Below are 18111 nucleotides of genomic sequence, written 5' to 3'. Positions count from 1 at the left end.
GCAAACGAATTCACGGAGCTTTGGGGTACGTATCGCCCACTCAGTTCGAGTCGATGTACTACAAACGCGTAGGTTAATTGGTTTTGGGTGTCCACTTTCTTGACAGAGGCCCAGTTTTGCGGTTATTTTCGCAAATGCTCCCATTCTTCAAATATTAAGAGCATCTTTTCCAGTTATTTTGTAGTTTGGAGTTTGGAGTTTGGAGTTCGGAGTTGGAGTTCGGAGTTCGGAGTTCGGAGTTTGGAGTTCGGAGTTTGGAGTTTGGAGTTTGGAGTTTGGAGTTTGGAGTTTGGAGCGTGGGGCCTAGAGTTTAGCGTTCGGCCGTTCGGCCATTCCGCAGTCCGCCACCTCACCTTCCCAACAAAAAAAACCTTATGCTGCATAACGCTCTGCTGCATAAGGTTTTATGACCTTGCTTCAATTCACCCGGTTCACCGGCTGGCCCTGCAAGAACGCCGCGACGTTGCCCGCGGCGATGTCCATCAGCCGCGTCCGCGCCGCAAGCGTCGCCCAGGCGATATGCGGCGTGATGATGCAATTGCGCGCCGCAAGCAGCGGGTTGTCGCAATGCGGCGGCTCCGCGGACAGCACGTCAAGCGCCGCGCCGGCGAGCCGGCCTTCGTTCAGCGCGTCCGCGAGGTGCTGCTCGGCGATCAGCTTGCCGCGCGACGTGTTGATCAGGAACGCGGACGGCTTCATAAGCGCGATCGTATCGCGGTTGATCAGCCCTTCGGTCGCCGGCGTCAGCGGGCAGTGCAGGCTGACGACGTCCGCCTCGGCGAGCAGCTCCGCAAGCTCGGCCCGCGTTGCGCCGCCGGGCTCGGCCGCCGCGTCCTCCGCTGTGCCGCCGCTGCGGCGCGTGTACAGGACGCGCATGCCAAGCGCCGCGGCAACCGCGGCCACCTGCCGGCCGATCCGGCCGTAGCCGACCAGGCCAAGCGTCTTGCCGGCCAGCTCGACGAGCGGCTGCCGCCAAAAGCAAAAATCGGCGCTGCGCGTCCATTCGCCGGCCTTCACCGCGTCGTCGTGGCGTCCGACGCCGTGGCACAGCTCCAGCAGCAGCGCCAGCACCAGCTGCGCCACCGACTCCGTGCTGTACGCCGGCACGTTCGTCACGACGATGCCGCGTTCCGCCGCAGCGGTGACGTCGACGACGTCGTAGCCGGTCGCGAGCACGCCGACATAACGCAGCTCCGGTAAGGCGCGAAGCGTCTCGCCCCCCAGCCTCGTCTTATTCGTCAGCACGATCTGCGCGCCCTGCGCCCGCTCCGCGACAAGCTCCGGCGGCGTCCGGTCGTATACGGTCGTTTCGCCTAACCGCTGCAGGGCGTTCCAGCTCAGGTCTCCGGGATTAACGGTATATCCGTCGAGTACAACAATGTTCATGGTAGAGATCGCTCCTTATAATTCCGATTGAATCTTGCATGGACATTGAATGGACAAACACCAATGATGCAATGTCCCAGTATGATGGTATAAGACTGTTTACGGAGGAGATGGCCATGGGTACTGCGATAGTGACCAAAACGGTGTACGCCGATATCCAGCTGGATGAATCGGCACTATTACTCGGAAGCAAAACCATCCATCAGCTAAAAATCCCCATTAACCAGCCGCTTACGGTCCGTTTCGGCTCATATCGGCATACGGTTACGGTTGCTTCCCTTCCGTACTCCGACCATTTCGCGGCAAGCGATTCGTTAATTGCCAGGCTCGGGCTTCATTTCGCCGGCCCGTTAGGCTTGCGATACAATACGGGATTGAAACAAATTCATATCGGACCGCTCATCGGCGTACTTGTGCGCCGCATGAATCCGGCATCTCAGGAAGAACCGTTCGGCGCCATCACATCGTTCTGCAAGGAATTAACCGATGCCTGCAAGCAGCTTGGCGCTTGCGTTTATTTTTTCACGGTTAATGAAATGACTTCAAGCGCTTTGCATTTGGACGGATGGCATTACACGAGCGCGGGCTGGCGCAAAAACCGGTTCCCGATTCCTGATGTCGTGTACAACCGCCTTACGTCGCGAGTGCTCGAAGACAAACCCAGTGTACAACATTTCATCCGGGAAATAAAACTACGCCACGGCGCCAAAGTGTTCAATGAAAAATATTTGAACAAAAACGAAGTGTTCCAGGCTCTTCGAGGCGACCCCAAAACAAGCGTGCTGCTGCCCGAATCGCATATGCTGGACAATGCCGCAACGCTCAAAATGATGTGCACCAAATACCCCATTGTCTTCCTGAAACCGATCATGGGCAGCCTGGGCCGCGGCATTATCCGGATTTCGCATGTGAGCGACCCTCTAGGCGGGCGGTTCATCTGCGACATGGCGACGATGTACGGTACCCAAAAGGTGACCTACAACGGGTTTCCCCGACTGAACGCATCCATTTCCGAAAAAATGAAGCAGCGCCGCTATCAAATTCAGCAAGGCCTGCAGCTCATCCGCGTAGGCGGGCGGCCCGTCGATTTTCGCGCGCTCGTACAGCGCGACCATGTCGGCGCATGGAGGATTACTTCGGTCGTGGCGCGCATCGCCGGCAGCAATCACTTCGTATCAAACCTGGCGCGCGGCGGCACGCTGTGCAAAGTCAAAGACGCCGTCAGCCGCTCATCGATCCCGTCGATGGCCAAAGACGCGCCGCTTCGCATTCGCCGGGCCGCGCTTGCCGTCGCCAAGGGCATCGAATCGAATATTAACGCCCATTTCGGCGAATTGGGCGTCGATTTGGCGATGGATACGTCAGGTCGCGTCTGGCTTCTTGAAGTCAATTCCAAGCCGTCCAAACATAACAAGTCGCCGCTCACCGAGGACAAAACCCGTCCTTCCGTCCGCTATATCGTCCGTTATTCGCGGTTTTTAGCCGGATTTTGAGATTAGAATCCGGTTTTTAATCAATTTCTAATCATATTTTAATATTACGAAACAAACCTAGGCGACGCCTAGGTTTTTGCGTTTGGCGGGAAAACCCGCCATTTTTATATTTGTTATACTGAGAACAGTTCGAAACAAACAATCAAGCTCAGGGAGGTCTACTATGAATCTGTTATCGAGAAAAATCGTTATCGCCGGCATCAGCGCGGCAGTAGCTTTATCCGGCGGGTTCATCGGACAAGCTCCTCGAGCCAATGCAGCGGCGGCGTCGGCCGTAACCGATGCAGTGACGGCACCGACAGTAACCGATGCAGCGACGGCACCGACAGTAACCGATGCAGCGACGGCACCGACAGTAACCGATGCAGTGACGGCACCGACAGTAACCGATGCAGTGACGGCACCGACAGTAACCGATGCAGCGACGGCACCGACATTAACCGATACAGCTGCAGCGCCGGCTCTAGCCGATCAAGGTTCTAAAGCGATCGCGATCGGAAAACGCTTTCTTGGCACTCCGTACAAGTTCGGGGCAGCCTCCGGTTCGACCCGGTCATTCGACTGCTCGTCTTTTACCCAATATGTATTCAAGCAAATCGGCATCAACCTTGCGCGAGGAGCACGCGGCCAATATACGAACGGGGTCAAAATCCCCCGCAGCGAATTGCAGGTCGGCGATCTGGTCTTTTTCTCCACGACGGCTACCATTAAAAATCCGGTATCCAATACGCTCAAGCGAATCGGGCACGTCGGCATTTATGCCGGGGATAACAAAGTGCTCCATACGTATGGCGCAGGTGGCGTAAAAATAAGCAACATGGCTTCCGGCTGGTGGGACAACCACTACGTCGCGGCCGCACGCTATATCGGCGTTTAAGTTTAGGAAAATCGGACGGGTCCGGATGGATCTCTAGCGTTATTCTGCCCGGGCCCGACCTTTTTCATACAATTACATCTTAGGAGTGATGCACATGAAAAAATTCGTCAAGGTGATTGCAGGCGCGATGATCGGCAGTATGCTGTTTGCCGGCGTGGCGATGGCCGATACAACGAATAAAACCATTGTCACAACCGCATGGCCGTACTTGAAAGAAAAGCCGGTTTCTAAGCAAGGCGAAATCTATGGCAGCGTTCCGAAAGGCACCAAGCTTACCGTACTCGAGGAAACGAACAAATATTACATTAAGGTTAGCTATAAAGGTCAAGTCGGGTACATATCTACTTTGTACATCGATTATGTCGATGGTGGATCCGGCAGCGGCAGCAATACTGGCAATACCGGCAATAGCAACACCGGAAATACAGGCAATACGGGCAGTACCGGTAATACGGGAAGCAACACCGGGAATACAGGCAATGCGGGCAGCAATTCCGGCACGGTTGCGGGCTGGGAAGTAAAAGCCGACAAAATCATTGCCAAAGCCAAAAGCCTGATCGGAAAAGTTCAATACGGTTTCGGGAAAAACGATACGAAAAACCTTATTTTCGACTGTTCCTCGTTCACGAAGTATTTGTATGCGGAACAAGGCATCAATCTGCGTTGGGGAGCTCGTCCGCAATATACCGCGAATAAAGCGATCAAACGCAGCGAACTGCGCAAAGGCGATCTCGTCTTCTTCTCGCTTAACTCCACGATGAACAATAGCGATCTTGTGAAACGAATCATGCATGTCGGTATCTATATGGGCGACGGCAAAATCATTCACAACGTCAACACCAAAAGCGACGTGACGATCGCCGATATGACCAAAGGCTGGTGGAACACGCATTACGTGGCCGCTGCCCGTGTCATCAACTAAATAGAATGACGTAGAAAGCAACCCGGATTCAAATCCGCGGTTGCTTTTTTTATTTCGTTCTCCCCCTTCGTCTCCGATATTTCATGGCCAAGTAGCATAAACCAAGAATAATAAAGAAGACGATTCCGGGAATAAGAAATCGTTGCAGCGCATGATGGTACCTGTGCCAGCCAATATGAATGTATCGGCCCAATACGGTGAACAAAGTGACCCAAATGACGGCGCTGATCGTGTTGTAGATCGTAAAGCCGAGAAAGGACATCCGGTTCATCCCTGCGATATAAGGAACGAATACCCGGACACCCGCAATAAATTTAGAGAAAAGCAGTATCCAAATCCGGTATTTCTCCAAATGCTCGTGCGCTTTATGCAACCGTTGTTCCGTCATGCCGACATACCGGCCGAACCGAAGGATGACGGACCGGCCCAAATACCGCCCGATCCCGTAAGCGATCGACGAACCGATGATGTTGCCCGCAATTGCGGCAATGAGCAGCGGGACTAACGCAAACGCCCCGTTCATCCATTCATAACCGGAAATGACCAGCGTTGTCTCCCCGGGAAAAGGAATGCCGATCATCTCCAGCAGCAAGATGGCGAAGACGCCGTAATACCCGTATTGTTGGATTAAATGCCCGATGTTGAAATGCATGCTCCGCCTCCCGGCCATGCCGTTCTTTGTACGATTTATATTATGAATAAAAAGCACGGAATTTAAGCGCGACGATGTTTAAATAAAAAAACAACCGCTCCTCCCCGAGAGAAACGATTGTATGGGCCGCCTCATTGGCTCAGCCCTCAAGCATCAAGGCGCCCAGTTTGTCCAGAATGCCTTCCTCTTGCCCGAAATCTTGGTTCGCCAACATGACGATCGCTGCTTTCTCCTTCGGATAACGTCTGAACTTGCACCAATATCCCGGCAGCCAGCCGCCGTGCTCGACATAATCCGGATAGACGTTCCAGCCGTAACCGTAATGCCGATCTCCGCTCACATGGGCATGAGGAGAGAACATGAGCCTGAGCGATTCATAGGAAACAAGCCGGTCGGCATATAGAGCCTGATCCCATTTCAACAAATCTTCCGCCGTGGAATATAAGTCCCCGGAAGCCATCACGGTTCCCAGATCGTAATACGACGCCGGAACGATATGTCCGTGAGCCGACGAATATCCGTCGGATCGGTGCATGACGATTTTATTGTTACGGTCGCAGCCCGTATGGGTCATGCCGAGCGGGTCCAGAATATAGTGTCGGATGAAGCTCTCGTACTCCATGCCGGATACGGCTTCAATGATGTAGGCAAGCATCGTATATCCGCTGTTGCCGTACCTCCACCCCTGTCCCGGGTCGAAGAAAGCCGGCAAGTCCTTGTATAGCGCGATAAAACCTTGCCGATCGTACGACAGCTTCTCCAGATGGCCCGTGAAGCGAGGAACATCCTCGATATCGGGAATGCCTGACGTATGCGTCAGCACGTGGTGAAGCGTAATCCGGCCGTCAAATTCGGGGTAATCCGGAAAATAGTTGCGCAGCCGGTCGTCCAGCCGCAGGCTGCCCTTCTCCGCAAGCTGCAGCACCGCCATCGCCGTAAACGCTTTGGTCAGCGAAGCGATCCGGTATTTGGAGCCGATCCGGTTCGGAACTTGATGCTCGCGGTTCGCCAATCCGAATGCCTCAGCAAATTCGATATGACCGTCATTTGCTAACAGAACGGTACCGCTGAATTGATTTTGCTCCGCGAAACGATGTACCCGCTCCGCCAGTTTCCGCTTCATCTTCGTTAACCCCTCTCCCGAACAGGCAAATCTTCACGTCATATTACTGGGAGCTCCAGTCTTTCTCCGTAATCACGTTAAGCTTCTTGCCGTCGGATGTAATCAATACATTGCCGTGAAGTCCGGTAATATACACTTTCGCGTTATTTTTCTCGTAACGTTTCACGACATCCGCCGATTGCAATATATTGCTGCTGATGACGGCAATTTGCGGGGATACCGCTTTGACGTAAGCCGGGGACGACGACGTCGTATTCCCATGGTGCGGCACGTGCATCATATCCGCATCCAACGCCGCCCCTTTGCCTTCCACCAGTTTATATTCGCGCTCCTTGTAAATATCCGCCGAGAATAAAAACGTATTTTCCTTATACGTCAATTTCAGAACCATCGCTTGGTTGTTGACTTCCGGATAAGTAAATTTCTTGACAGCCGAAGGCAAAGCGCCTTGCGGCGGATTCAATATTTCGACCTTCAAATCGCGGCCGACCTGAAATGTCGTACCGTCTTCGGGATATTCGACCTTCACCTTTTTGTCCTGCAGAGCTTGAATCGTATTGCGGTACGCGTTTGAATCGTAAGGCAGGTTTTCCATCAGCATCGTTTTGATTTCCTTGGACTGCAGCACGGCCGCGAACCCGCCGATATGATCGGCATGCGGGTGCGTATTAACGGCGAAGTCTATCGCCTGAACGCCGAGCTTGTCCAAATATTGCACGACTTGCGGACCAACCTCCGGTATGCCTGCGTCGATCAGCATCGTTTTCCCGTCGGGAGTCCGGATCAGAATGCTATCCCCCGAATCTTCCTTGGATTCGAGGTCAAAATAACGAATCGTCAGCAAATCCTTATCGGCGTCCTGATCGAATACTTCTTCCGTCCGAAGTGCCGCTTGCTTGACTTGCTCGACCGGCTTCTCCACGTTCGCGGCCTGCGCCGCCGAATCCGTATCGGACCCCGAGCATGCCGTCAGCACGAGCAGCAGCGCGATAACTAGAACGCTAGCATAACCGGATAACCGGCGCAACATCCGTATAGACATTTTTTCATTTTCCTTTCCTATTTGAAGGTGGAATGGGACATCGCGGCGACGATATATTTTTGCGCCACGACGAACAGCAGCACGATCGGAGCAATAACGATAATGCTGCCGGCCATCAGCAAATGCCAGTTCAGCATTTCCGAGCCGCCGACCGAATTTTTCATCATCGCGATGCCTACGGTAAGCACCCGCATATCGTTCGTATTCGTCATGATGAGCGGCCAAAAATACGAGTTCCACCCGCCGATGAACTTCAGAATGACGACCGTAACGACCGTCGGGAACGCCATCGGCACAAGAATGCCGTAGATCAGATGGAATCGGTTCGCTCCGTCCACCTTCGCCGCCTCGAGCACGTCATTGTTCAGCGACTTGAACGATTGGCGCAGCAAGAAGATACTGTACGCCGAAACGCCGTTCGGGATGATCAAAGCCAAGAACGTATTTAGCCAGTCCAGCTTCGCCATCATCACGTACACCGGCACGAACGTCACTTGGTCCGGTACGATCAACGCCGCGATGACAAAATAAAACCAAAATTCTCTGCCCCGGAAGTTGCCCTTGGCAAAAGCATAGGCAGCCAGCAGGCTGACGTTCAGCTGCAGCACGACGATGCCGACCGTTTGAACGAGCGTATTCCATGCATAAAGGCCGAACGGAGCCGCGCGGAACGCATTCGCATAGTTTTCCCAGGCGAGCCGCTCGGGCCAAAACGTCGGAATGGCCGACTTCAGCTCTTCCGGCGACTTCAAGGACGTGATCAGCAGCCAATACATCGGGAAAAACATCAGCAGCGTAATGATGATCGCCGCCGTATATCTAGTAGTCACGAGCAATGCTCTAGCCGACATCGGTTCCTCTCCTATCCTTCATAATGAACCTTCCGCTTGGAAAGCCAAAATTGGACGAGCGTAAAGAAAATAATAATAAAGAAGAAAATAATGACCAGTGCGGAAGCTCTGCCTGCCTTGAACTGCTCGAAGGCCATTTCGTATATCCACATGACCATCACTTTCGTCGATCCTAGCGGACCGCCGCCGGTCATGACGCTGACGGATTGGAACACCTGCATGGACGAAATGAACGAAGTGATGATCAGAAACAGCGTTGTCGGCGATAGCAGCGGAATCGTAATATGAAGCATCTGCTGCCACCTGCCCGCTCCGTCGATGCTCGAGGCTTCGTAATATTCCGTCGGAATGCTGCGGAGACCGGCGATAAATATGATCATCGCAAACCCGACGCCTTTCCAGACCGATACGCTGACGACCGACCATAACGCGGTGGACGTGTTGTTCAGCCAAGACACCGGTTCGACGCCGAACATGCCGAGCGCCTTATTCAAAACGCCGTATTCCGGGTTTAAAATCCAGACGAACACCATCGAAGCGATAACCATCGAAATATAATACGGCATAAAAATGAGCAAGCGCATGATGCCGAACGCTCTGGACGTATAGTTGAACAGCAAGGCGAACAGCAGTCCGATCAGCAGCGATAGCACAACGTCGAGCACCGTATACGTAAACGTAATTTTGAGAACGTGATAAAACTGTTCGTCGTTAAGCAGCCGCTGGTAGTTGTCGAAGCCGACGAATTTTTTGATCGGCTTGATCAAATTCCAGTTCGTCAAGCTGATATAAAATGAAGATACGAGCGGGTAATAGGTAAAGATGGCAAGCAGCAGCAATGCCGGCAATGCCAGCGAAAAGTCTTTCCACTTCTCCAGCAGGCGAAAGCCGGACGTTCTTCTCCTTCGCTCGCCTGAAGCTGCCGCCGGCGGAGCAGATTGGTCACTCATTCTCAACCCTCATTCCATGAAGAGTAGCCGGTTCGTATGACGAACTTGAAAGATCAGATGAGGAGGGACCGATGTCCCTCCCCCTCATGCCGAACCGTTCCATCCATTCCGGCGATCATGCAGCGCACGTCGACCACCGGGTAAGTCAAAGTCATATGCCTTTATCCGTATTACTTTTGGGCGTATTCGCTCAATACGTCGTTCATTTGTTTTGCGGCTTCCTTGAAGGAAGTCTCAACATCCGCATTCTCCAGTACGACCTTGCCGAGCGCCTGGGTATAGAATTCGCTGACTTCGTCGTACGCCGGGTGCTGGTCGCGCGGCATAACGTTGTCGAAGTTATCGAACACCGCTTTGTATTGCGGATATTTCGCGAAGTATTGTTTGCCTTCTTCCGATTCGATCGCCGACTTGCGGGTCGGCAAATAGCCTGTAAACTCAGCCCACTTGATGTTGTTCTCCGGTGCGGTCATAAATTGAACGAACTTCCATGCCGCTTCTTTTTCCTTCTCGGATGCCATGTCCATAATCGCGATTCCCGCGCCGCCGATTTGCGAAATGCGGTTTTTGTCGCCAGGCAGGAACGATACGCCGACTTCGAATTTCGCTTTCTCCATATACCATTTGATCAGAGCGGAAGTATGCTCCACCATGCCGATTTTGCCGTCGAAGAACATTTGACGCATCGTATCGGAAGCGCCTTTGCCGTAGCCGATATGCATGTAGCCTTTGTCTTTCCATTCCTTGAACTTCTTCATGAATTTCATGCTACCCGGCTGATCGATCGCCGACATTTTATCTTCTGTGAGCACGGCGCCTCCACCGTTCAAAATCCATGGGTCATAGTACCAAGAAGACCATCCCGGAACGGAGAAAGCGAACCGCGTCGTTTTGCCGCCTTCTTGTTTGGTCAGCTTTTGCGAGAAAGCTTCGATTTCGTCCCACGTTTGCGGAGGCGTAACGCCTTCCTTGTCGAACATCGTTTTGTTGTAGACGAATACCGAAGTACTGACGATCAGCGGCAAGCCGTACTGCTTGTCCTGATAGCTGTAAGCCTTCAGCATGCCTTTGGAGAAGTCGTTCGTGTCAACGGCGTCGCGGGCGATGTACGGCGAAAGATCGGTCAGCATGCCGCTTTCGGAGAAGTTCGGCACTTTCGCTACTTCCACGTTCGTTACGGCCGGAACTTGCTTCGCCGCTACGGCAGCCATCAACTTCTGCTGCAGCTCGTCATAATCGCCTTGGAATACCGGTTCGATCGTGATGTAAGGATATTTCTTGTTGAACTCTTTGATCATGTAGTCCAGGCCGGCCGTTTGATCTTCATCATGGCTGTGCCAATATTGAATTTTGATCGGCGTCTTGTCCTCTTCCTGAACGGGCGGAGCCGTCGTCGTCGCCTCTTCCTTCGTTTCCTCGTTCGACTTGCCGGAGGACGAACAACCGATAACGGACGTTACGGTCAGCATCATCAAAGTCAAGAGCAATAGCAGCTGCTTCATTTTCACGGGTAAATCTCCTCTCAAATTTTGGTTTTGTTATTATGAAGGGCTAAAAGAGACAACAAAAAAAGAGACGTCCAAGAAAACCTTCGAGCAATAACCCTTCTTGAGTGCAACATCAAAGAAGAGGTACCGGCCCGCAGGGTTTTCTCGTCGTCTCTCCCCTTTTAACCCGATCCATACGAATATGGTTCAATTCAATTTTCTGTTCTAACTATAACAGCCGATTGTTAACGCTGATTCACCGCTGTGTAAAGGTTTCGTGAAGATAGAATCCGCTTCAGCACGGCGGGGTAATCGGTAATGATGCCCGATACGCCGCTATCGATCGCTTGTTCCATCGCTTCTTCGGCGTTGATCGTCCATGGATATACTTGCAAGCCGCGGCTCGCCGCACGCTCGATGTCTTCAACGCCGATCCGCTTGCTGTACGGATGCAGAGCATAAACCGGCACGCCCAGCAAATCGGCCAATCCGCAATGGTCCACCGCATTCTGATTGTATAGCACGCCGATCTTCACATCCGGCTCGCTCATCTTCAACCGCCGCAGCGATTTATGATCGAAGGACGAAACGACGACCTGGGACAGCCGGTTTCGGTCCCGCAGCATGTGTAGCAGCCGCTTTTCGATTTGCCCGTCATACGTTTCTTTGATTTCAACATTGATCATAATATTTTCCGGCACCAGATCGAAGACTTCCTCCAGCAGCGGCAACCTTTCGCCCGCGTAGCTCTCGTGGAACCAACGACCGCAATCGAATTGCTTCAGTTCATGGGCGGTCATTTCGCGAATGGCACCGGTTCCTTCGGTTGTCCGATTAACCGTGCTGTCGTGACATACGATCAGCCGGTCGTCCTTGGACAGATGTATATCGAGCTCGATCGCGTCGCAGCCTTGCTTCAGAGCAAGCTCAAAAGCAGCAAGCGTGTTTTCGGGCGCCTCGCCTGCGCTTCCCCGGTGGGCGATAATGAGGGGAACTCGGGCATTTGAAGTAGTTGGGGTTGTTGTCACTGGCAATTATCCTCCTTGTTTGTGAATCGTCGGACATGCAAAAAACCCCATTGGAACAGGCATGCCAAATAAACAAGCAATGCCTCTCCAAAGGGGATCTCTTCGTCTCTGCCCGCTTTGAACAATCTATCTATATAAGTTGAACCGATGTACTTCATGAAATACCCAATGGAAATGGAGAAAGGGAATTGCCTTAGCAGCGAGTTTTGGCTCCGAGTTTCGACCATCCGAAGGCCAATATAATAAAGAGAAACTCAGGAACAAGATGTTTGAAGCCTGCAAGGCAATCCCTTTCGCAATGCAATGGACATCCGAATCATCGGTTCAACTTAAATAACCACTCACCACAAGTCTTTCTTGCCGCATGATACGGCGAGCGCGCCTGCTTCCAGCGCATCGTCGATCTCCTGCCGATTCCCGATCAAGCCGCCGGCGATGATCGGCAAAGGAGTTAGCTCCGTCATGAGCCGGATGATCCTCGGCATTAACCCCGGCATGACTTCAACAGCGTCCGGCATGCATTGGTCGATCGCCTTGATGCCTTTCGTGACCGCATTGTGGTCGATAAGAAACGTACGCTGGATCGCCATCAAATTCATTTCCTTCGCCATCCGAATCAAGTGGGTTCTCGTCGAAATGATCCCGGTAGGCTTAATATGCTGCGCCACAAAAGCGACTCCGCTGCGGTCCGCTGCAATGCCCTCGATAAACTCCATATGCAAGAACACATGCTTGCCGGTTTCCTTAATCCGGTCGACCATTGGCTTCACGTTCATAATCGAACCGACCATCAAGAAGATGATGTTGACTTCGCTGCTCAAGGCAAGCTCCAGGTCCGGTTCGTTCTGTACCGCAGCAATTGTCTGATGCTCGACCAAATCAACAATAGGATACATGCAGCCACCTCGGTTCGCGCTTTCGTTTCCCCATTGTAGCATGGAATATATCCGATCGGACGGCCTTTACCGTATTTTAATATTAGCGTACGATTCTTCCGTATGCTCTTGCATAACGGACCATCCTGCGAAAGATTCGTTTGTCTTGCAGCGTGTTGAAAATATACATATCGGGCCTCGTGTTCACTTCCAGTATCCACGGCTTGAGCTGCCGATCGATAGCGAAATCGATGCCAAACTCTCTCATGCCGGGATAGGCCGCTTTCATCTGCTTGGCGATGTCGATGCCCAGCGCCTCAAGACGCCGGATTAGTCCGGCCCGCGCTTGCGCATCCGTATGGGGCTTCAGCAGCGTTTCGAGCGGCAGCGGCGTGCCTCCGTTATGGTAATTCGTCACGATTTTCCCCGGATGCGCGGCTCTGCCGATATATCCGGTCACTGCCCATGTTTTATTAGGGGCAAGCTGAACCATGACGCGGACATCGAATGGCCGATCACGGTAACGCAGCAAGTCGATGCCTTGCTGAACGATATAGGGACGATTCATTTTGACTTGGAGGATTCCTTCAAAGAGAGCAGGATAGCTGGCATAGTTTCTGATTTTCAGCCCGTACCGTAAGCGATATTGATCGGGCGCCAGCTTCTGAACACGAAGGATGCCTTGCCCTGCGGAGCCCCGATCCGGTTTGACGAAAACCGTCCCGTACGTTTCCAGCATCGAGAACAATGTTTTTTGCCCAAGCAATTTGGTATTCGGGACATATTTCTTTAAGCTTCCGTTCTTCAATAAAATCTTCGCTTTCACCCATTTGCTATACACGACTCTAACCGTTTTTTTCCTCATGGATAGATCATCTCGCTTAACGTTTTTTCGCTTGTTGATATAACTTTACGAGTCTGGAAGAAGTCGCGCGCCAGCTGAATTGGCGCATGACGTCCCGGTGGCCTTGGGCAGCCACCCTTCGGGCCAGCTCCGGATCGTTCGCGATTCTCACCAGCTGTGCCGCAAACGCCTCCGGACTCCGGTAATCGTCAACCAGCAATCCGTTGACGTTATGCCGGATGACCTCGGGGATTCCGCCGTTTCGGGAGGCGATGCACGGTAATCCCGAAGCCATCGCTTCCACGTTGACGAGCCCGAACGCTTCGTGGCGTTGAGACGGGCAAATGAGACAATCGCCGGACCAATAAAACCGATGCATCTGCTTGCAGGGCACATTACCGACGAATTGCGCGGAGATCTGCAAAGAATCGGCAAGCTGCTTCAAGTACGATCGGTACCTGTGATTGCCCGCTCCGCCGGCGAGGAGCAGCTTGATAGGGCCTACCTGATGCCGGGCGATGGAGACGGCTTTCATGAGAATCGGTATGCCTTTCGTCGATACGATTCTCCCCGCGTACAAAACCGTAAACGCACCATCGGTATTTCTGGCCATGCGGGCGTGTATTTTCTGCTCGGTGGTAGGTAGCCTGAACTGCCTGGCGTCAACGCCCAGATGAACGTATTTGATCTTATGGCGGCTTTGGGGGAACAGTCTAGTCAGCTTGTCCTGCAATGAACGGCTGTTGCCTACGATCCGATCGGCGTAGGTCAAATAACGGGCGATCGTCCCCCGCGAGCCGTAGGGAGGCAGCACGAACGTGGTGGAATGAAGAAACAAGCTGACCTTCGTATTCGCATAACGGCGTTTCACCCACGGAATATAATTCGGTCGATTGTCGACTTGAACCCAATCGAATCGCATGTTCCGAACCCGATTGAGAGCATTTGCGACATATTGTCGCGGGGTTCCCGCCCGAACGCGCAAAATGGTGATATTGCCGCGGACGCTCTTATTCGGGTAGCGCGGATGCCTGCGGCTTATAATCGTTACCCGATGTTCCTTCGAGATATGCCTCGCGATTTGATAGATGCAGTGTTCCACCGATCCGCCTGCTACTGGAGGAACGGGAATTTCCCTCGGCGCAATGATCAGTATGTTCATATCGTCCCTACACCCGACTCTCCCTGGATTCTTAAACTCTAGTTTAACGACATCCTACATTCCAGTTTATGATCCAAGGCAGGAACGGTGATTGCATATACCCCGGGTGCATCTACCCAACATTTGAAAAATAAAAGAAAGCAGCCCTTCTCGAAGAGAAGAGCTGCTTCATGCAGTTAAGACCGATTCGTCCATAACTCGGTAAAGACAACCAGCCTGCTTGGATGTTCCCGCTTTTTCCGGTTGAACTTCCCGGTACACGTGATGAGATTTAACCCGGCTTTGTCCGACTTCCCGAAAATTCGCTTCAGCGGCGCCTCATCCGTCTTGAACGATTCCACGGATTTGACGATGAACTGCAACGATTTCCCTTGATTATTGGAAACGATCACTTTATCGTTAACCTTTAATTTCTTGAGATTGAAAAAAACAGCGGGACCGGTATAGTGGTCTACATGGCCGGCAATAACGGCGTTCCCCTTCTCTCCGGGCTTGGTCCAAGGCGATAAGATGCCTACACGGTCAAATTGCTTAGGCACGCCCATTTGGCCGTTTTCCAATACGCCGACTACGGCGACTTTTGTTTTTACTTTAATAGCGGGAATATCTAGACGATTAGGAATAAATGCATCTACAGGTAACGCTGGTTTTTTTTCCGGCGGTTTGATCGGTGCAGCCGGTTGCTTCGGCTGATGCAGCTCCGGCAGCTCCGGTTTATCGTAAGCTTGGACAATCGGTTTTGGTTCCGTATGCTCTGCAAAGTGTTCTTCTTTGTTGTTATTCTCGGCTTTCGAAGCGCATGCGGCAAACATGAAGATGAACGACAATGCAATGACGAGCCGTCTCATCGTGTAGTGAAGAAAAAAGAGGGATAATCCCTCTTTTTTCTATCTCCATTTATTTGCTTGCTCCACCAAAGCCGGTTTTCGGCATTGTAGGCGTTGTTGCCTTCATTCTCAGCATATGTTTCTTGCCGGCTTGTTTCGCATGCAGCTTCGTGGCATGTTTCTTCGCTTTGGCATGAAGTTTAGTCGCGTGATGCTTCGCTTGGGTTTTAGCATGATGTTTATCATGTGTTACAGGGGCGGCAAAAGCCGAAGCGGCACAAGAAAAAACTAAACATGATGCAATAACGAAGGATGCAACTTTTTTCACCGAATTTTCCACCTTCCGATTGATTTTGTGCTGATGGCTCAGCAACCTTATTATTTCCGGGACCGTATTTTTTAAGCAGGCATGAAGATGGATTAATTGATATTTTCTTGCTTTTGAAAGCGCTATCCGGTTGTCAATAAATATTTAATGAGAAAATTCTCATCAATTTCTCATAAACGAAGCTTATCCCTTGCAGAGCCTGTATCGCCTCTTCACATAGTAAAATATCCCTTTTCTAGTTGTGTTATAGTAAATCTAGTTGCTTGACCTTACTATTTCACTAGCGAAAGGAAGTTATCTCATGAAAAATTTCTCGATTCGTCGTACTTTTGTAGGAATAAGCCTGAGTGTTGCCGTCTTGTTCGGCGGAGGCATGTTCGCATCCTCCAACACGGCACAAGCCGCTGTAATTCAATCGAAGCCTAGCTGGGAGAAAAAAGCCGACGCCATTATAGCCCAGGCCAAAAGACTGATGCCTATCGTTCAATACCAATATGGCAAAAACGATCCGAAACACATGATCTTCGACTGCTCTTCCTTTACGAAATATTTGTACGCGAAGCAAGGCGTGAATTTGTATTGGGGCGCACGTCGTCAATATACGGATAACACAAAAATCAGCCGCAAAAACTTGCGCAAAGGCGATCTTGTCTTCTTCTCCACGCCGGCTACGGCAAAAAATACAAATTTAGTGAAAAGAATCGGCCATGTCGGCATTTATATGGGCAACGGCAAAATCATTCACAACGTCACTCCAAAAAGCGATGTCGTGATCGCCGATATGACCAAGGGCTGGTGGAATACCCACTACGTTGCCGCAGCTCGCGTTCTGAAATAATTTTGTACAAGCACCCTCATGTCCGCAAGTTGACATGGGGGTATTTTTCATTAGATTTCATTCGTTAGGCGCAAAAATGGGCTCTCCTGGAAAACCCGCTTCTTTCTTGGAGCATATGATGTTGTAGAACGATATCAGATCAACATCCACGGAAGGAACGGTGTAATTGCTCAATGGCCAAACCACTCATCGGCATATTGACTTGGCGTGGCGATGGCGCTTCATTCGAGGAGCCGCGTTATATGCGTTCTCTTGTACGCGAAGGGCAGAAGCTCGGCGCGGATGTTTTTATTTTCAGCAATCGGGACGTCTCCATACAAAATAAAGTGATCCGCGGGTATGTGCCTTCCGAAACCGGCTGGCAGACGCGGCGTTTTGGATGGCCCGATGTCGTCATCGACAGGTGCCGCAAAGGACTGGAGGGCTACCGGGAATTCCGGCGCCGCAAGCTTTTTGTTTATGCGAACAGTCCATACACCAACAAGCTGAATGCAACGAAGCTGTTCGCGAATGAGGAAAAGACGAAAAAATGGATTCCGGAATCTGTCGTGTATAGTCCGAAGCAACTTGCGGAAATGATAAAAAGACATAAGATTCTGTACATTAAGCCAGGCAACGGCACCGGCGGACGAAGCATCGTCAAAGTAAAGCGAACGGAAACCGGCTATGATTTACTCGGCACAACACGCAGTCACGGCAGACGCGAAGTGCATTTTAAAACGCTGTCGGGCCTGACGGCATGGCTGAATCGTTGGGCGAACGTGGAGAAAATCCGCAACGGCGTCTTTATGATTCAGCAGGGGCTGAACCTGGAACTGACCCCGGGATGTGTGGCCGACATGCGGCTGCTCATTCAGAAAAACGAAGTCGGCAAGTGGGATGTTACCGGGGAAGGGATGCGCATCGGACGCAAGAACAGCCCGGTCTCCAACCTGCATGGCGGGGGCCACGCGGCACCTGCGAAATCGTTCCTGACGGAGCGCTTCGGGCAAGCGAAGACAAAAGAAATTATGCAGGAATGCTATCGGCTCGCTCATCAGGTCGTCGGCGTGATCGAGAAAAATTTCGGTAAAATGATGGAAATGGGACTCGATATCGGTATCGACGTGAACGGCAACGTATGGCTGATCGAAGTCAATCCGAAGCCCGGGCGCGAGCTGTTCAAGCAAATGGGCAAACCGAAGCTGTATCGCAAAACGATACAGCGGCCGTTGTTATATGCGTTGTATTTACGGAAAAACCGGTCGAAGGGTGCGAAAAATAAAGCTTTCGATCTGGAGAACATGATCTACGACGAATCGGACTATGACTATGAAGAACCGGAAGAAGCGGATCTGGACGAAAATGAAGAAGAAGAACAAGGATAAACGGCCGGCTCAAAAAGCCCGATCTATTCGCGATGGCGAAAGGTCGGGCTGCTTGCTTT

18 protein-coding genes are annotated in these 18111 nt (G+C 51.8%); 5 read left to right on the top strand and 13 right to left on the bottom strand.

The window, feature by feature from the left end:
- Positions 1-417 precede the first annotated feature (417 nt).
- Positions 418-1386, bottom strand: a complete 969-nt coding sequence (locus AC0LWM_RS17140) for a D-2-hydroxyacid dehydrogenase (protein WP_474676188.1) — start codon at positions 1384-1386, stop codon at positions 418-420.
- A gap of 116 nt (positions 1387-1502) precedes the next feature.
- Here AC0LWM_RS17140 and AC0LWM_RS17135 point away from each other — a divergent pair, with 116 nt between their 5' ends.
- The 3 genes from AC0LWM_RS17135 (at position 1503) to AC0LWM_RS17125 (ending at position 4678) form a co-directional block, all read left to right on the top strand.
- Positions 1503-2879 (top strand): YheC/YheD family endospore coat-associated protein, encoded by a 1377-nt coding sequence (locus AC0LWM_RS17135; protein WP_474676187.1) that lies wholly within the window; start codon positions 1503-1505, stop codon positions 2877-2879.
- A 163-nt stretch (positions 2880-3042) separates the two neighbouring features.
- Positions 3043-3756 (top strand): C40 family peptidase, encoded by a 714-nt coding sequence (locus AC0LWM_RS17130; protein WP_474676186.1) that lies wholly within the window; start codon positions 3043-3045, stop codon positions 3754-3756.
- 94 nt (positions 3757-3850) lie between these two features.
- Positions 3851-4678: a C40 family peptidase gene (locus AC0LWM_RS17125; RefSeq protein ID WP_474676185.1), complete on the top strand. Its 828-nt coding sequence runs from the start codon at positions 3851-3853 to the stop codon at positions 4676-4678.
- A gap of 49 nt (positions 4679-4727) precedes the next feature.
- Here AC0LWM_RS17125 and AC0LWM_RS17120 read toward each other — a convergent pair whose 3' ends face one another.
- The 12 genes from AC0LWM_RS17120 to AC0LWM_RS17065 all read right to left on the bottom strand — a co-directional run bounded on the left by AC0LWM_RS17120 (position 4728) and on the right by AC0LWM_RS17065 (position 15847).
- Complete coding sequence (locus AC0LWM_RS17120; RefSeq protein ID WP_474676184.1) at positions 4728-5330, bottom strand: DedA family protein; 603 nt, start codon at positions 5328-5330, stop codon at positions 4728-4730.
- A gap of 139 nt (positions 5331-5469) precedes the next feature.
- Positions 5470-6453: a serine hydrolase domain-containing protein gene (locus AC0LWM_RS17115; RefSeq protein ID WP_474676183.1), complete on the bottom strand. Its 984-nt coding sequence runs from the start codon at positions 6451-6453 to the stop codon at positions 5470-5472.
- A 43-nt stretch (positions 6454-6496) separates the two neighbouring features.
- Positions 6497-7495: a ComEC/Rec2 family competence protein gene (locus tag AC0LWM_RS17110; RefSeq protein WP_474676182.1), complete on the bottom strand. Its 999-nt coding sequence runs from the start codon at positions 7493-7495 to the stop codon at positions 6497-6499.
- Between the two features lie 17 nt (positions 7496-7512).
- Complete coding sequence (locus AC0LWM_RS17105; RefSeq protein ID WP_474676181.1) at positions 7513-8346, bottom strand: carbohydrate ABC transporter permease; 834 nt, start codon at positions 8344-8346, stop codon at positions 7513-7515.
- Positions 8347-8357: 11 nt separating this feature from the next.
- The gene (locus AC0LWM_RS17100) at positions 8358-9296 is read right to left on the bottom strand and encodes a carbohydrate ABC transporter permease (RefSeq protein ID WP_474676180.1); all 939 of its coding nucleotides are present in this window, start codon (positions 9294-9296) and stop codon (positions 8358-8360) included.
- A gap of 170 nt (positions 9297-9466) precedes the next feature.
- Positions 9467-10798, bottom strand: a complete 1332-nt coding sequence (locus AC0LWM_RS17095; RefSeq protein WP_474676199.1) for an ABC transporter substrate-binding protein — start codon at positions 10796-10798, stop codon at positions 9467-9469.
- A 230-nt stretch (positions 10799-11028) separates the two neighbouring features.
- Positions 11029-11811, bottom strand: a complete 783-nt coding sequence (locus tag AC0LWM_RS17090; RefSeq protein ID WP_474676179.1) for a glycerophosphodiester phosphodiesterase — start codon at positions 11809-11811, stop codon at positions 11029-11031.
- 341 nt (positions 11812-12152) lie between these two features.
- Positions 12153-12707: a glycerol-3-phosphate responsive antiterminator gene (locus AC0LWM_RS17085; protein ID WP_474676178.1), complete on the bottom strand. Its 555-nt coding sequence runs from the start codon at positions 12705-12707 to the stop codon at positions 12153-12155.
- Between the two features lie 82 nt (positions 12708-12789).
- Positions 12790-13551, bottom strand: a complete 762-nt coding sequence (locus AC0LWM_RS17080) for a YheC/YheD family protein (RefSeq protein ID WP_474676177.1) — start codon at positions 13549-13551, stop codon at positions 12790-12792.
- Positions 13552-13567: 16 nt separating this feature from the next.
- Positions 13568-14692, bottom strand: coding sequence for a glycosyltransferase family 4 protein (locus AC0LWM_RS17075; RefSeq protein WP_474676176.1), 1125 nt, complete (start codon positions 14690-14692; stop codon positions 13568-13570).
- A 176-nt stretch (positions 14693-14868) separates the two neighbouring features.
- Positions 14869-15519, bottom strand: a complete 651-nt coding sequence (locus AC0LWM_RS17070; protein ID WP_474676175.1) for a class F sortase — start codon at positions 15517-15519, stop codon at positions 14869-14871.
- Positions 15520-15589: 70 nt separating this feature from the next.
- Positions 15590-15847 carry a hypothetical protein gene (locus AC0LWM_RS17065; protein ID WP_474676174.1) on the bottom strand — a complete coding sequence of 86 codons (258 nt, stop codon included), beginning with the start codon at positions 15845-15847 and terminating at the stop codon, positions 15590-15592.
- A 301-nt stretch (positions 15848-16148) separates the two neighbouring features.
- On the opposite strand from AC0LWM_RS17065, the gene AC0LWM_RS17060 reads away from it, so the two are divergent.
- Together AC0LWM_RS17060 and AC0LWM_RS17055 are read left to right on the top strand one after the other, a co-directional pair.
- On the top strand, positions 16149-16685 hold the full coding sequence (locus AC0LWM_RS17060; RefSeq protein WP_474676173.1) for a C40 family peptidase: 537 nt from the start codon (positions 16149-16151) through the stop codon (positions 16683-16685).
- Positions 16686-16858: 173 nt separating this feature from the next.
- Complete coding sequence (locus AC0LWM_RS17055; RefSeq protein ID WP_474676172.1) at positions 16859-18052, top strand: YheC/YheD family endospore coat-associated protein; 1194 nt, start codon at positions 16859-16861, stop codon at positions 18050-18052.
- Positions 18053-18111 lie beyond the last annotated feature (59 nt).

The sequence above is a fragment of the Paenibacillus sp. sgz302148 genome, from assembly GCF_056120465.1.
This window is presented reverse-complemented; position numbering and strand designations above follow the sequence as displayed.